At 60.6% G+C, this 13,390-nt stretch carries 8 protein-coding genes; 1 reads left to right on the top strand and 7 read right to left on the bottom strand.

The window, feature by feature from the left end; genetic code table 11:
- Nucleotides 1-40: 40 nt before the first annotated feature.
- Both J4G32_RS10005 and J4G32_RS10000 read right to left on the bottom strand, forming a co-directional pair.
- Nucleotides 41-1,879, bottom strand: a complete 1,839-nt coding sequence (locus J4G32_RS10005; protein ID WP_210489425.1) for a glycosyltransferase family 2 protein — start codon at nucleotides 1,877-1,879, stop codon at nucleotides 41-43.
- Between the two features lie 270 nt (nucleotides 1,880-2,149).
- On the bottom strand, nucleotides 2,150-2,608 hold the full coding sequence (locus tag J4G32_RS10000; RefSeq protein ID WP_210489415.1) for a hypothetical protein: 459 nt from the start codon (nucleotides 2,606-2,608) through the stop codon (nucleotides 2,150-2,152).
- An 842-nt stretch (nucleotides 2,609-3,450) separates the two neighbouring features.
- On the opposite strand from J4G32_RS10000, the gene J4G32_RS09995 reads away from it, so the two are divergent.
- Nucleotides 3,451-4,629, top strand: coding sequence for a polysaccharide pyruvyl transferase family protein (locus tag J4G32_RS09995; RefSeq protein WP_210489409.1), 1,179 nt, complete (start codon nucleotides 3,451-3,453; stop codon nucleotides 4,627-4,629).
- 68 nt (nucleotides 4,630-4,697) lie between these two features.
- Here the strand turns inward: J4G32_RS09995 and J4G32_RS09990 are convergent, their stop codons facing one another.
- The 5 genes from J4G32_RS09990 to J4G32_RS09970 are packed head-to-tail and all read right to left on the bottom strand — an operon-like array spanning nucleotide 4,698 to nucleotide 13,056.
- A complete protein-coding gene (locus J4G32_RS09990) occupies nucleotides 4,698-6,458 on the bottom strand; it encodes a tetratricopeptide repeat protein (RefSeq protein WP_210489399.1) in 1,761 nt (586 codons plus the stop codon).
- Nucleotides 6,455-7,300: a glycoside hydrolase family 16 protein gene (locus J4G32_RS09985; RefSeq protein WP_210489392.1), complete on the bottom strand. Its 846-nt coding sequence runs from the start codon at nucleotides 7,298-7,300 to the stop codon at nucleotides 6,455-6,457. The genes J4G32_RS09990 and J4G32_RS09985 overlap by 4 nt, the downstream gene beginning before the upstream one ends.
- On the bottom strand, nucleotides 7,297-8,652 hold the full coding sequence (locus J4G32_RS09980; protein ID WP_210489387.1) for a polysaccharide pyruvyl transferase family protein: 1,356 nt from the start codon (nucleotides 8,650-8,652) through the stop codon (nucleotides 7,297-7,299). Before J4G32_RS09980 ends, J4G32_RS09985 begins: the two co-directional genes overlap by 4 nt.
- Nucleotides 8,652-11,522: a glycosyltransferase gene (locus tag J4G32_RS09975; RefSeq protein ID WP_210491359.1), complete on the bottom strand. Its 2,871-nt coding sequence runs from the start codon at nucleotides 11,520-11,522 to the stop codon at nucleotides 8,652-8,654. The genes J4G32_RS09980 and J4G32_RS09975 overlap by 1 nt, the downstream gene beginning before the upstream one ends.
- Before the next feature lie 7 nt (nucleotides 11,523-11,529).
- Entirely contained in the window at nucleotides 11,530-13,056 is a 1,527-nt protein-coding gene (locus tag J4G32_RS09970) for a DUF6212 domain-containing protein (protein WP_210489367.1), read from the bottom strand.
- Nucleotides 13,057-13,390 lie beyond the last annotated feature (334 nt).

Raw genomic sequence — 13,390 nt, 5'->3', positions numbered from 1 at the left:
GCGCGCGCTTCTTCTGGAGCGCCTTTCATGCCGAACCTGCTCACGCGCGCTTCCTCGACACAATCTGGTGGACGCGCTTGCCTGTCGCCATTGGCGCAGGTTCGGACAGGTGGTCTTCCCAGCGCCGGTTGAAAGTGACGCAGTTGAGGTAGGTCACCATGCCTCTGAGATCGTGATCGCCCATGCTGGGGATCGACTGCCGCTCCAGATGATAAAGGCCTTCGCTCACATGGACCTCCATGTCTGCGCCAAGCTGTTCCGCCCGCAGGCAGAGGTCCGCATCCTCAAAATCCCCGCGGACATAGACGGAATCGAAGCCGCCCAGGTCGCGGTAGAGATCCGCCGACAGGCACATGAGCGCCGCCGTGACGGCTCTCACCTTGATGACGGGTCCGCCGCTGTAGAGTGCGTAGGGCAATCCCTTCATCGGATGGTCGGCCAGCCGCATGTTTCCCACTTGCGACGAGCGCGGAAATTCCATGCCGATGTGCTGGATGGTGTTGTCCTCGTAAAGCAGCGAGAAGCCGACGACGAGTTCAGGCAGCCGCTGCGCCTTGCGCCCGCGGATCGCCTCGGCCGCACCCCGAAGCGGTGCCGCATCGAGAACCATGATGTCCGAATTCATCAGCAGCACCACATCTCCTGACGCTGCGAGAAACCCGAGGTTGTTGGCGCGGCCATAGCCATAATTCTCTGCGTTCTGGAGCAAAACCGTCGGCACGGTGATGGCGGTGCTGCGATTGTTGAGATTGTTGTAGATCTCGGAAAAGATGCGGGCGTCGTCGACCACGAGAACAAGTTCGAAGCCCTCGCCAAGAACGCGCTGGAGGTGGTGGATGCAATTGATGAAGAAGCCGTCGCCGTAGAAGGGCACGATTATGGAGACGAGAGGCACGCCCGACGGGAGTGACGGTCCGAACCGGAATGGCCTGGCAATCGCTTCGTTCTCCGGCTTTGCAAGGAGCGGATGATAAATCTGGCTCGCGAGGTGCCGGGGGAGCGACTGGATATCTCCAAACGCACTTCGAACGAGGAGAATGGCCTCGGCGTCATCCTTGGTCGTGGTCGCATGAATGGGTCCGAACCAAGCCGCCGTTTGGGCGTCCGGCTCCAAAGCCACGAGATAGTAGCTTTTGTCCACCGCCTCGTCGGCGTTCGGTACGATCGCCACGAAGCCGTGCTCGTTGGAGCGGGTCGTCAGTGCCTGTATGCTTGCGAGATGGTCGTGAACATCCTGCCGCGCGCGCAGCGCCCAGGCGGATTGCGGCACCCAGGAACCGAAATCGGACGTGACCAGATGCATCTGCCGTCCAGGCAGATTGGCAATCCAGCCATCGACCAGAAGCGCCGAACCGCCAGCGATGACGCGGTCCACATGAGACGGCCCAAGCCCCTCGGCATGCTCGATCCGGGTCGTCGCTTTTAACACCATCGCGATATCGGGACGCTCGGCATTTTGGAAAACACCGGCCATCAATTTGCCAATGGGCGTCGTGGCAAGCCGCTCGGCGTTGAACGCCGTGAAGGAGAGTGTCGTGCGCGCAAGATTCTGATCGCCTCGGGAGACGCTCGCTTGCCAAGAGCCCCTGAGATCCGGCGCAGTATGGCCCGGCGCCTCCGACAGCGGCACGAGATAAACATCCGTCCGCAGCTTTCGCGAGGCTGCCGTTCGCCGAGACGGATGAACCCTCTGAAGTGGAACCTGCTCGACCCGATCGAGAAGCAACCACCGCTGCACCGGGGACACAAGACGCACTTCATCGCGGACGACCTCGAACAGACCGTCCCGCAGGATATCGTCGGCCTCGGCGTCGCTCACGCGAACGACAGCGAATTGAACGCCGCAGAACGAGAACAACTCGTCAATCCCGCAGACCATCGTTCAATTGCCCCGCACTATTAAGAAAATACTTTGATTGCTCTTGATCTACTTATGATCCGGCACCGTTTCTTATGGTGACGGCCTCATGTGCGGTCAAGAATATTCGGCAGCATCGCAATGGCGTTCTCGAGGTTGGACCGATGCGCAGTGCCACACGATGAGTCACGCCAGCCTCTGCATCGCTCTTTTTCATCACCATCATACCATCACGTCGACTCGACACGTTCGTTTCGACAGGCACGTGTCGCAGACTGCGTTCCACGCTCTTCACGCCGGGCGCTTTGGTTTCCGTGCGCCACCTGCCGCTGCCCGGCTTTTGCCCGATAGCTGCTTCAGTTGAAGATACGCATTGCGCTCCTCATTGCGCCCGTAGCGGATCCAATGGTCGGTCGCGCTGGCGACGCCACCCGACTCGATACCTTCGGCAATATCGGGATAAAGCGTCAGGTAGGCCTCCTCGTCGACAACCACATCGCAGGGGATGCGGTCTTCGTAAAAACCGTGCTCAACGTAGTGCTGCGAGGCGCTGGCCACATCGCCCGCCCTGGTCGCCTCATCGACGTCCGGATAACGGGATCGATAAAATTGCTCGTCCACAGGGATGGATCGCGCCATGACATCCAGCAGCCGGTCAATCGCGGCCTGCGGATAGACTGTTTGCGTGTCGAGCTTGATCGCGAGACTGTCGAGTTCGCCCTGAAGCTTTTCGAAATTCCAAACCGCCATGTGCGATCTCCTGCTAGAATGCGGCGGCTGAACGGTGAAGGCCGGACGAGACCGGAAAGGCATGCGTCCAATACCCATTCAGACGTACCCACTTTGTAAACGGATGCGCCACACTGCCCGCCCCGGCGATGTCGCGCCGGCTTCGCGAGCACAGTTCGCGGCCGCGAACGGTCGTCGCAAACGCCACCCGTCCTCGCCACGCCACACGAGAAATGGCCCGTCTGCCGCGAGAAATTGAGATAAAGCTCATAGACTTAGCAGACGATGACGCCATTATAGCCGAACCGGACATGCAAATTCTCGACGTCAGTCCTCATGGCGCTCGGCTGCCGATTTTTTGAAGGCATTCCGATGAGGCGTGCTCGTCGTTCTGCTTTCGTAAGGTCAATGCCGATGGGATGCAATACCTAAACGGATTACTCCTAAAGAATCTAATCAGCTGGCACCTCGGTGCGTGTCGACGGCGCAACTGTTCCGTGCACGACCTGCAGCAATCTGCCCGATGGGCCTCAGAATTGAATCCGCAATGGGTTGGGACGGCAAACACTCATTTGCCAGACAACCTCCCATGCGCTTGCAACTGCGAGCACTCGGTATCGCTCGACTGGCCGCAACGCGGCCACCGAAAGAGTGAGCGAAAAACAAGGCTGGCAGCGCTAGGTCACCGGTTGCAGCTCACGTCATTCACACCCGCAACCTCGCCGGAAGTTCCAGCCCGCCCCGACTGATTTATCGGACCCGAGCGATTGTCACTGGACGAATATCCAGCAGCAACCTAGTAAATCTGACAATCCTGCCAAATCTGCTTCGAACTCGATTATGTTTAGCGCAAGGGCATCATCATGACCGCTGTCAAACGCATTGCTCTCATGGCAACCGCGAGAAGTGTGCCCGACCTGTATCAGGCCGACGCCGAGACATTGTACAATTTTCAGGGCGGAAACACTGGCAACGTCGCCTTTGTTAACGCGATTTCCTCCCATTTGAGCGGCGACGTGACCGTCGTTTCCTGGAATGCCAGCGCGGATGAACTGAAGCGCGCCGGCGACATCGTTGTGATTGCGTGCGCCAACCAGCTCGGTTCTCATACGGATCTTGGAAAGACGGCCAGCAACCTCGACGGTGCAGGCCTGCCCATCGTTGCAATCGGGCTTGGTGCGCAAGCCGACTCGCAAGCGAAGGACGCGACTATCACTGAGGGCACGCGCCGCTGGGTTGAGGTCATCGCCGCACACAGGTCCACTGAGCGCCCCAATATCGGTGTTCGGGGGCAATACACTCTCGAACAGATGGACAAGCTCGGCCTCGCCGAGCAAGCGGTCGTCGCCGGGTGCCCGTCAAATCTGACCAATTTATCGTTTGATTTCGTATCGCTCGTCGAAGCACGGGTGAAGCAGAAAGTCGCACTGGTCGCCTCCGCCATCGGGCATCCGTTCTCGCCGGAACTGGCCGACATCGAGCGTCAGATCCTCAACTTGGTGGATCAGACAGAAGGCACTTGCATCGTTCAGCATGGTTTGAGCATGATCCGACTTGCAACGGCGGAATTCGACAAGATCGATGCAGCGCTGCTAGAGACGTCGCGTCGTTATTTCCGGCCCAACCTCACCCTTGATGAGTTTCGGATTTGGTGCCGGAAGCGCATGCTGGCTTTTGGCGACGCGGACAGCTGGATGACCTGGACGAAGAGGTACGATTTTGTCATCGGACCGCGATTCCATGGTGTCATGCTGGCCATCCAGGCAGGCGTGCCGGCGGGTTGTGTCGCTCATGACAGTCGGACACTCGAGTTGTGCCAGACCATGGCAATCCCGGTGCGGATGTACGACAGTTTTAAGTCACCTCTCACGCTGGACAACTTGTCTGAGACGTTCCAGTTCGATGCAGCGTCCTACCGGGCCACCCGCGCCAGCTTGGCTAAAGCCTATGTCGGACTTTATGCTGCGGCGGGTATCTCATACGACGGCAGATTGGATAAAGTCGTTGCAAACTCGGCCGGCAAGCAGCATCAGGCAGCCTGAAGTTGACGCAAGAGGATGGACGCTCCTCACCCGTCCTCACCTGCCCGCCAACGTCCCTTGTCTGATTTTCACCCGGCCGCGGCACTCTCCCGCCCCTTCCCGCGCAGCCGCTCCAGCGTCACCTGCGCCCAATCCCAGTCTGGCGCCAGCGCGGCGCAGTGGGATGCCTCTTCGATGGCTTCTGGGCGGTTGTTCAGAAGTTCATGCAGTCGGGCGCGGACCATGTGGATCTCGGCGCGCTTGCGGGGTTCGAGCGTGAAGGCGAGCAGCGTGTCGGTGGCGCGCAGGCCTGCCTCGGGCTGCGTTCCGGTGTTGGCGCGCAGATTTGCGAGCTTCAGCAGCGGCCAGACCCAGTCCGGCTTGGTCGCGGCAGCTTTCTCATAAGCGTCGGCTGCATCCTCGACATGGTTGAGGCCCTCGTGACTGCGTGCAAGAAGCTGCCACGCATCCGGCGAGCGTGGATGTCGGGCGATGTACGGCCGCAGCTCGGCGATGGCGGCATCAAACTTCTGCTGTCGAAACAGGACCTGCGAAAGCTGATAGCTCCACCAATCCACGCCGGGCTTGAGGGCAATGGCCTTGCGAAGTTCGATTTCCGCGAGATCCGGGCGATCCAGCCGCATGAGCGTGAGCGCCAACTGGTGCCGCGACCGGCCGTTCCAGGGCTCGGCCGCGACCGCGCGGGTCGCGAACGCATGCGCCGCGTCGAGCCTGTCGCCGGTACGTGACAGTTCGACTGACAGGAGGTGCTGAGCCTCTGGATTGTCAGCATGATGCTCTTCGAGTTTTCCCACCAGGTCGGCTGAGAGGGCGTGGCCCGCCTGGGCACGCAGAAGCGCTTCATAGATTGGCGCGAGCGGGAAGATCGCTGGGTCGACGGTCGCAACCTGACCGTCGAGTTCGATGAGATCGACAGGCGTCAGCAATTTCAGCTTGTCCCGCACGACAGACACATAGGTGAATGAGGCGGTATCAACGGGCGGCTCAACCAAAAACCGTTCAACGAACTGGGCCAGCACAACGTCCGGCCTATAAGCTTCGATCAGCTCGCGATCGAATGTCTTGCCATAGACATAGACGAGCGTGCTGAAGCTCTCTTTCAAATAGGGAAGAAGATTGCCGCCGAAGGAATCGCCGAACATGACGCAACGCGGCAATGTCGCGTCCCTGTTGACGAAGACCCGGATGCGGCCGCGGTTTGGGATGCGATTGTCGAACGCCAGTCTTCCGGACGGCGCAGCAATCCGCGCCGACAAGGTTGGCGCAGAGACCTGCGGTTCCAACTTCACGCCGAGATCACCCACAAAATCGACGGTCGCGAAACTGAGCCGTGACGGATCGAGACGCAGGGGCTCGATACCGCAATCCGAAAGGCCGTCGCACAAGGCCTGATAACCGATATAAGCGCCAAGCCCGCTCCAGTGGGTGTCGGTGCGCGGATAGACGATGCCCTGCCCTTTTCCCTCTCTGATGGCGTCCAGAGGATAGATGATCTGCCTTGCCCGTTCCGGGTCGAGAGCCGTCATGATCTGTTGGACGGGCCGATCCGTCGCAATCTCGATATGCGACGGCAGGTTCTCGGAGTAGACCAGTTCCTTGTTGGGCGCCACGAACATCAAGTGGCGCGCCCCGATGGAGGCCGCGTAGGCGTCGCGTCCTTCGATCAGCGTCACCCAATCGTCCAGGCCCGCCGCGTCGAGCGCGTAACGGCCCGTGATCTGGTCGATCACGCGGTTCGAATCCTGGTCGAGGAAAATCCATCCGTCCGTACCGAGAAGGTACTTCTTGCTTCGATCCGTGCGAGAGGTCGACTCAAGATCGTCAATCATTGGCACCACCGCGAAGCCGTTGGCCGGCCGTCCTGGTTCTGGAAGATTCGCACCTGTCGAACGACTGTGGCGGCGCCGCTTACGTCGCCATCGTCCTTTCCAGCAAAGCCCGCCACTGCGTTGCTGATGAGCAATTGCGCGGGCGTGTGAGCAAACGTGTTCTCGACCTCGTAAATGGGTTCGTCATCGAAGAAGAACTGGAACCTGTCCGCCTCCCACAACATACCATAGCGATGGAAAGACGATGCCAGGTTCAATTCTGCCCGATGGGTCTTTGACAGGACCATGCGATCGGGCAGCCAGCGTCGTGCCGTCACCTGGACAACGTTGGGAAACTTCGCCTCCACCACATCGAGCTCGAACCGCGTGTCTCCCTCTGTCGGGCGATCGGAGGTGAGCCAGAACGCATTGTTGACGCCGGGCTCGTTCGCGATGCGCATCTCGCATTCGAAATAGCCATATTGCTGCCTGAAGGCCCGCGTTCGCACATAGCCGCCCACATAAGGGCGCCTTGTATCGTCGCGATCAGGATTGCGTCGGAGCTGCAGCGCGAGCCCATCGGGCGACACGGCCACATTCTCCGGCAACCGCACCGATTTGGTGACACCGCTCTTTTCAGAGACCTTGATCCACCGCTCGTCGAAAGCGGCAGCATCCGTGAAATCATCCGCAAACGACGTCGTCCATGTTCCACAGAGCCTTTGCAGGGCGACAGGCAGGGGAGCGTCCCGGAGCGCCCAGGCCGGCTGTCCACGCAGGCCCGCCGAAGCCGCTCCGAGCGCCGCAAAGCCGAGGAGGGAACGGCGGCTGAGACCGCCGCGCAGGGGCTGGAAAGCCCTCATACGGCGACCTTCGCTGCCGGTTCAGGGGCTTTCTTGCCGTTGGCGGCCCGCAAGGCCGTTTCGAGATTCCAGGCGCGATTGCGCAGGGTTTCGACTTCGCCGGTCATGAAGTCGATCTCGCTGCGAAACCATCCGACAGCTTCCTGAACGCCATGGGGCACCTGCACCAGATTGGGAGTCGAGAGCGGCTTTTCGGGCGGCGCGGCGACCGGCTTGGCGAGAACGTGATGAAGGCCGTTCTCGGTGAGGAACCGATGATACTCGGCATAGTTCAGGCGGTAGACGTGCTGCGCCTTGGAGAAATCCGCCCGCTCAAGCGTCTTCTCAAGATTGATCGGCAGATAATCCTCGATCTCGATCGACGGGACGGCGAAGAGCGAGGCGAGTTCGCGAATGCGCGAATCGTAGGTGAAGAAGATGGCGGGAATGCCCTGGTGGAGCGCGATGACGTTGCCATGCAGCCGGAAGCCCACCATGACGTCGACATTCGCCGCTGCGTCTGCGGCCCATTCGTCGATATCGAAGAACGCGCCCATCCGGTTGTTGAGCATCTCCTCCGCCTCGGGATGGCCGAGAAGGTTGAACTTGGTCAGGATCGCCTTGATGTTGTTCTGCTTGTCCTGGCCGGTTGAAAAAATCGCGAGCGTCTCCTCTCGTTCTCCCTGGGAGTAGAGCCGGCTTGAGGGTCGCTTGGCCACCGCATCGATGAGCGCGCGCTGCATGCGGTTCGTCTTGGTGGCATTGCTCGCATAGTCGGCCGAGAGATACTTGTTCAGTGTCAGGCCGATGCGGGCCGTCGTCGGGTCGATCGACTTGATCGTGATGGACGGCTTGAGCGATCGATAGAAGCTTGGGCACCCAATGACGCGCACGTTCTTGATGCCGAGATCGTTGAAGATTTCCGCGCTGTAGAAACCGCGCACCCCGATGGTCTCGCATTTGTCGGCAATGATCTTCCAGGCTTCCACCGTTCCCTTCGGAACCGCAAGTTTCTTGTATTTTCCGGCCTGGGCGCCAACGCCGATGGCCACGACGTTGCCCTTCAGCTTCTTCAAAAGGGGCACCACGTGGCCGAGATCGACAGTCTCTGTCAGGTAGTTCGAGCCACGGATGACCGTGGCGTCGTACATATCGTCCTTCGGCCAGAGCGCCTCGTTGGCCGCATGCGAAAACTGCAGGTTCCGCACCTCGTCATAGGCCAGCGCCTTCAGCGTGGCATCATAGACGAGAACGTCCCCGGTATTGATGCCGCCCTTGTTGAAGGCCGCGAGCGGATCGTCAAATTTCAGGTAGGCGGATTTGTTGCCCGGCTTGACGGCCGCACCGCCGTTCAAAACAAAAAGTCGTTTCATCACTTGACCCTCAAATGGAACATGTTGGCTGATCGCGCCGCAGCAACCTGCGGCGGCCTGTGCGCCGGGAGATCGCCCCGGTCGCGTGTTTTTGACTCTCGTGGCGTCCTCTGGCCCGAGGAAGCGGCCTCGGCAGGCGGATCAACGGCCGGCGGCTCGACAAGTCTGAGCGCGCTCTCGGGTGGTGAGACAGCAAGTCGATCCGGGAACCACTCCGACAATTGCTGCACCAGTGGCGCCACATTGCGGTCCCAGGTCAGCGAAGCGTTCCGCTCTGCCGCGGTCTCCGACAGGCGCCGCACCCGCGCCGGATCTCCGGCGAGCGCCGTGATCACTGCGGTGAGGTCACGAATGACGGCTCCGTCGTCGCTGGACCGGATCACCACGCCGTCGACGTCGTCCGCGATGAGTTCTTCGACCGCACCCACGGCCGTCGCAATGGGGACACAGCCCAGACGCTGCGCTTCGAGAATGGTCAAGGGCGCACCTTCCCAGCGGGACGGCAGCACGATGGCATCAGCCCAGTTGAAGGCCCTGCTGAGATGGCGGCTCGAATAGACCGGCGATTCGACTGTGAGGCCGATTTCATTGAACCGGCTCTTCCAGGAGCCGCCTCCCGCTTGATCGAGAACCTCGCTGCCGATGACACGCCAGTTGACCGGAACCCCCTGCGCCAGGAGGTCTCGCGCCGTCGCGAAGAGCCGCTCGATCCCCTTTTGGGCGTCGAGCCGCCCAAGAAAAAGCAGGTTCAGCTTCTCACGCTGCGGACGGTTGCGTCGCGCCGTCAGCTGGGTGTCGCGTTCCTTTGCCGACATGGCGTAGCTCGCGGCATTCCGGATATGCATCAGCTTGGCACTGGGCACGCCCATGGCGTGGAGCCACTCGGTCATGTCGTGAGAGCACGTCAGGATCTTGTCGTAGACATGCTCGAACGCCAGGCTCAGATAGGGGTGGCCTGCATCGCGTCCCATCCTGGTCTTGTCGAGCACGTGCACGTAGTTGAGAACCTTGACCCCGCGTCGACGCAGGTCGCCCAGCACGGCGTTCACGGGCGCAACCTGGTTGTTGATCACGACATCCAGGCCCGAGAGAAATCCCAGGATATGATCGGCTTTGGCGCCGGCGTCATGACCCATCAGCAGATCATGGCCGGCGAATTGATTCGGGCCGCCCCAGAGCGGGTAATCATCCGCCAGAAAATTCACCGATTTGAACACGCCGTCGTTTTCCGGGACCCGGTTGTAGACCGGCTTGCCCATCAGAAAGAGGTGTACCTCGCAACCCGCGGCCTTGAGGGCCTGGGCAACCGCGTAGGCGACCTTCTCAACTCCGCCGAAACTGGCGATCGGCAACAGGAAGCCGACGCGCAGCGGATTTGCCCGATGCGGGAGCCGTGGCATGACCGGCGTTGCACCGACCGCCTTGCGGAGAAGTTCGAAATAGCGGTTGCGGTTGGGCAGGTAGGCGCTTCGCCACAGCCACCTTTCGCGCGGCTGCAGACGGTAGCCGGAATCGCGGAGCGCCCCCAGTGTCGCCAACAGTGCGTGGGTCTGGGACAGAGCCGTACTCTGAATCTCCCGCGCGGTGAAAGGACCCGTCACGACGATCTCGACGACGTCCGGAGCCGGGACCGCCCGCTTCAGCGACCGGATCCAATCGTCCGAGGCGTCTTCGGCGCAGGTGGAAAAGATGTCGAGCGAACACATCCATCCGAAGGGCTTGTCGCCAAGATGCTGGGTTTCGCTGATCTTGCGCAGATCAATCCCGACCTTCGTCGTGCTGCTCTCCAGCCGGATCGCGACGAAATGGTGTTTGGCGCAGAGACGCTCGCCAAGCCACAGCAGATTGTGAATGAGGCCAAGACGCGTCAACGCCTCCCGATGGGCTGCGGTCAACCAGATCAGGAATGGCGGAATGCCAAACGTCTCTGGCTCGGATTTCGCCGCCCAGAAACGGGTAACGAACTCCTCGAGGCTGCATTTCGGGTGGCTTGCCGTCGGATCGGTAAACAGGTCGACCGCGTAGGAGCCGATCCCGATGGCTACGTAGCGGGGCGCTTCCTCATGCTCCCATGTGAGCAAGGTGTCGGCTCCAAAGAGCTTTTTATGTTTCTGGTGAAGGTAGGTCAGAATGCCTTCACGGGTGCGATTGGAATCGCGCAGCATGCTCTCGGCGCGCTGCCGATATTCGAAGCCGAAGAAGGGGTAGTTCGCGCCCAGAAACCCGCGTCCGATGGCCTGAAGCCAGAAGTCCCAATCCTCGAACCCCGACGTCATGCTCTCATCGAAGCGGATGCCGGCATCGAGCAGGCGCCGCGACACGAGGCTTCCGGCCTCGCAGATATTGTCGAACGTCAGATGCAGCAGGCGCGAATATTGCGTGGCGTAGTTGCCGCTCCACTCGATGCCGAACTTGTCAATATTGGGATAGACCCAGTCTACCGTGTCGTCGGACTTGAGGAACGCCAGGACGTCGCGCATCGCGGTCGGCGTGATGCGATTATCGGCGTCGAGAAAATAGACAGCCTCGAGATCCGGGAAATGGCGCAGGGCGAACTCAATCCCGTAATTCCGCGCCGAGCTCAGGCCGCCATTGGCTTTGCGGAGATAGAACACGTTCTCGTGGGCCAGCGCATACGTGCGACCGGTTTCGGCGGTCTCCGGATAGGGGCAGCCGTCATCGACGATCACCGCCGCCACATCGAATGGAGCATCCTGGGCGAGAGCCGATTCGATGGCCTCTGAAAGCAGCACGGAATGCTTGTAGGCCGGGATCAGGATGGCCACGCGCGGGGAGAAGCGTGCAGGTCCAGGCTCGATCTCGGGCGGCGCGGCGATGGCGGTCAGGTGGTGTTTGACAAGGTCGAGCATCACGCCATCACTCCTTGAGCAACAGGCTGATGTCGCGGAACTTGGCCCAGGCGAAACTGCTGTCGCCAGGATCGGCCATGCGCGTCGCGAAGTAGACGTTCTGCCAGACACCGGCCTGCTCGCCGATAAAGCCGTTCAGCCGAGGCTCGTCGCCGACCGCCGCGCGCACCCATCCGGAAAACGCCTCGCCGCATTCCGGGCCCCGCTTTTCCTCGAGAAGCTGACGCGCGCCTTCGAGAGTGCCGGCGACAGCCAGCGCGAATTCCACATCCTGCGATTTCTCGTTGTTGATGATCGCATTGGCTGAAATGCGAAGGGTCTGTGGCGGACAGGCTGCCGGCAGCCGGCCGATGGTCATGCCCACGCTGGGCGGATGGCAGGCAATCGCCCGCTCCTGCGGCAACGGCAGAATGGCCGGAAACTCAAACGAGATCTCGTCACTGTTGGCCAGAGTGGCAAGTTCGAGAATGCTTGGAGCGACAGGGACGGCGGCAAACCCACCCTCCCCCGTGCGACGTGATTGAGCCGGCATGTAGTTGGCCCAGGCGGGAAGGACGACGCCCGGCATGCCACACCAGACCTGCAGGGCCAGGCTGTTCTTGACCAAGGAGGCGTTGTGGGCCGTGTCGCGGACATGAAACATGTCGAGCGGCTGCAGCCCTCCCAGGGACAGAAGTGGCATCTCATCGTCAGCGCCCTCAACCCGCAGGCGCAGCTTGAGAGTCCGCCGCAGGCCCGCAAGGCTTTTGGAGAGACCGAAATGGTTCCACCCGGCGGTGCATTTGGAAAGCGCCACCACCCAGGTCTCGACCACCCGGCCGTCTTCCATCGTGACGAGCTCCGCGTGAAGAACCGACTCGTCCCGCTTGCCGAGGCGCTCGAAATGAATCGCCACCGCACTCACACCGGCGCTTGCAACCGGGAGGATCTGTGAGATTCCATCCTGCGAGGCATCCGCCAGAACGTTGGATCGGGACGAGCTGCTGACGGGCTCGTTTGAAAAAGCCAGATCGAAAGGCTGAAGGCCCTGGCGATCGAGAAAGCTCTCGATGGTGGCGAAGCGATTCTGAAGGTTGTCGTTCAGGATGCGCAGCGCGCTCAGCTCGCGGGTGGATGATGCGATCCGCTTGGCGTCTGAGACAAGCAATCCGGCGAGCTTCTGGACAATCAACGCGACTGTGTCGACCTCCCGGCCGGAATGCCACTCCACCACCGGGGGAGGCACAGGAACGCCTCGGTCGCGGAGCCAGTCAAGGAGGCGCTTCTCCCGCCCGCGATGAAGGGGATTGATCAATATGGCCAAGGGGCAGAGTGGCGCTTCCCGAAGCTCGAACTTGTCGCCAAAGGCGTTGCACAGGATCGCCGAGTCATCTTTGACGCCTTCGAAGCCCAAAATCGTCACAGCATTCGACAGGCCGCGCGGAAATTCATCGTGCTCAATCCCCATGCGGAGCAGGACAGGCTCCCGCAGAACATCCAGCGCCAGCTGCGATGCGGGTGATGTCAGGCTTTGGTAGGAAATCTGAACCGTCATTTCTCTCATTCGTCCCCGGAGGTCGGAAGGCCATGCCTCATAAGAATACGATGACTATAAGAGAAGCGTGTCACAGATTTATATTGCAGCGCAACAATAAAAATACTTGCGCTTATAATATTGGCTTCCGTATCTAAATCTTGTTGTTATCGTTCTGAATTGTTTCGAAATTGAAACTAAATGCACGCCAAAGATCATTTGCGGCAATTATCCTTACCGCAACGCTCGTCGCTGCCGATAGTGACAAGTTCGGAGCGCGGTTCTTCGCGGCCAGCGACGCGGAAAAGGTCTGTCGGTCTGTGAGGACACGCGACTTGTGACGGGTTCACCCGCA

This window comes from Microvirga antarctica (assembly GCF_017921815.1).
Taxonomy (GTDB): domain Bacteria; phylum Pseudomonadota; class Alphaproteobacteria; order Rhizobiales; family Beijerinckiaceae; genus Microvirga; species Microvirga antarctica.
This window is presented reverse-complemented; position numbering and strand designations above follow the sequence as displayed.

Excerpts from the sequence above, each read along its gene's own strand:
- J4G32_RS09985 (WP_210489392.1), bottom strand. The coding sequence starts at position 7,300 with ATGAGGGCTTTCCAGCCCCTGCGCGGCGGTCTCAGCCGCCGTTCCCTC.
- J4G32_RS10005 (WP_210489425.1), bottom strand. The coding sequence starts at position 1,879 with ATGGTCTGCGGGATTGACGAGTTGTTCTCGTTCTGCGGCGTTCAATTC.
- J4G32_RS09980 (WP_210489387.1), bottom strand. The coding sequence starts at position 8,652 with ATGAAACGACTTTTTGTTTTGAACGGCGGTGCGGCCGTCAAGCCGGGC.
- J4G32_RS09995 (WP_210489409.1), top strand. The coding sequence starts at position 3,451 with ATGACCGCTGTCAAACGCATTGCTCTCATGGCAACCGCGAGAAGTGTG.
- J4G32_RS10000 (WP_210489415.1), bottom strand. The coding sequence starts at position 2,608 with ATGGCGGTTTGGAATTTCGAAAAGCTTCAGGGCGAACTCGACAGTCTC.
- J4G32_RS09970 (WP_210489367.1), bottom strand. The coding sequence starts at position 13,056 with ATGACGGTTCAGATTTCCTACCAAAGCCTGACATCACCCGCATCGCAG.
- J4G32_RS09975 (WP_210491359.1), bottom strand. The coding sequence starts at position 11,522 with ATGCTCGACCTTGTCAAACACCACCTGACCGCCATCGCCGCGCCGCCC.
- J4G32_RS09990 (WP_210489399.1), bottom strand. The coding sequence starts at position 6,458 with ATGATTGACGATCTTGAGTCGACCTCTCGCACGGATCGAAGCAAGAAG.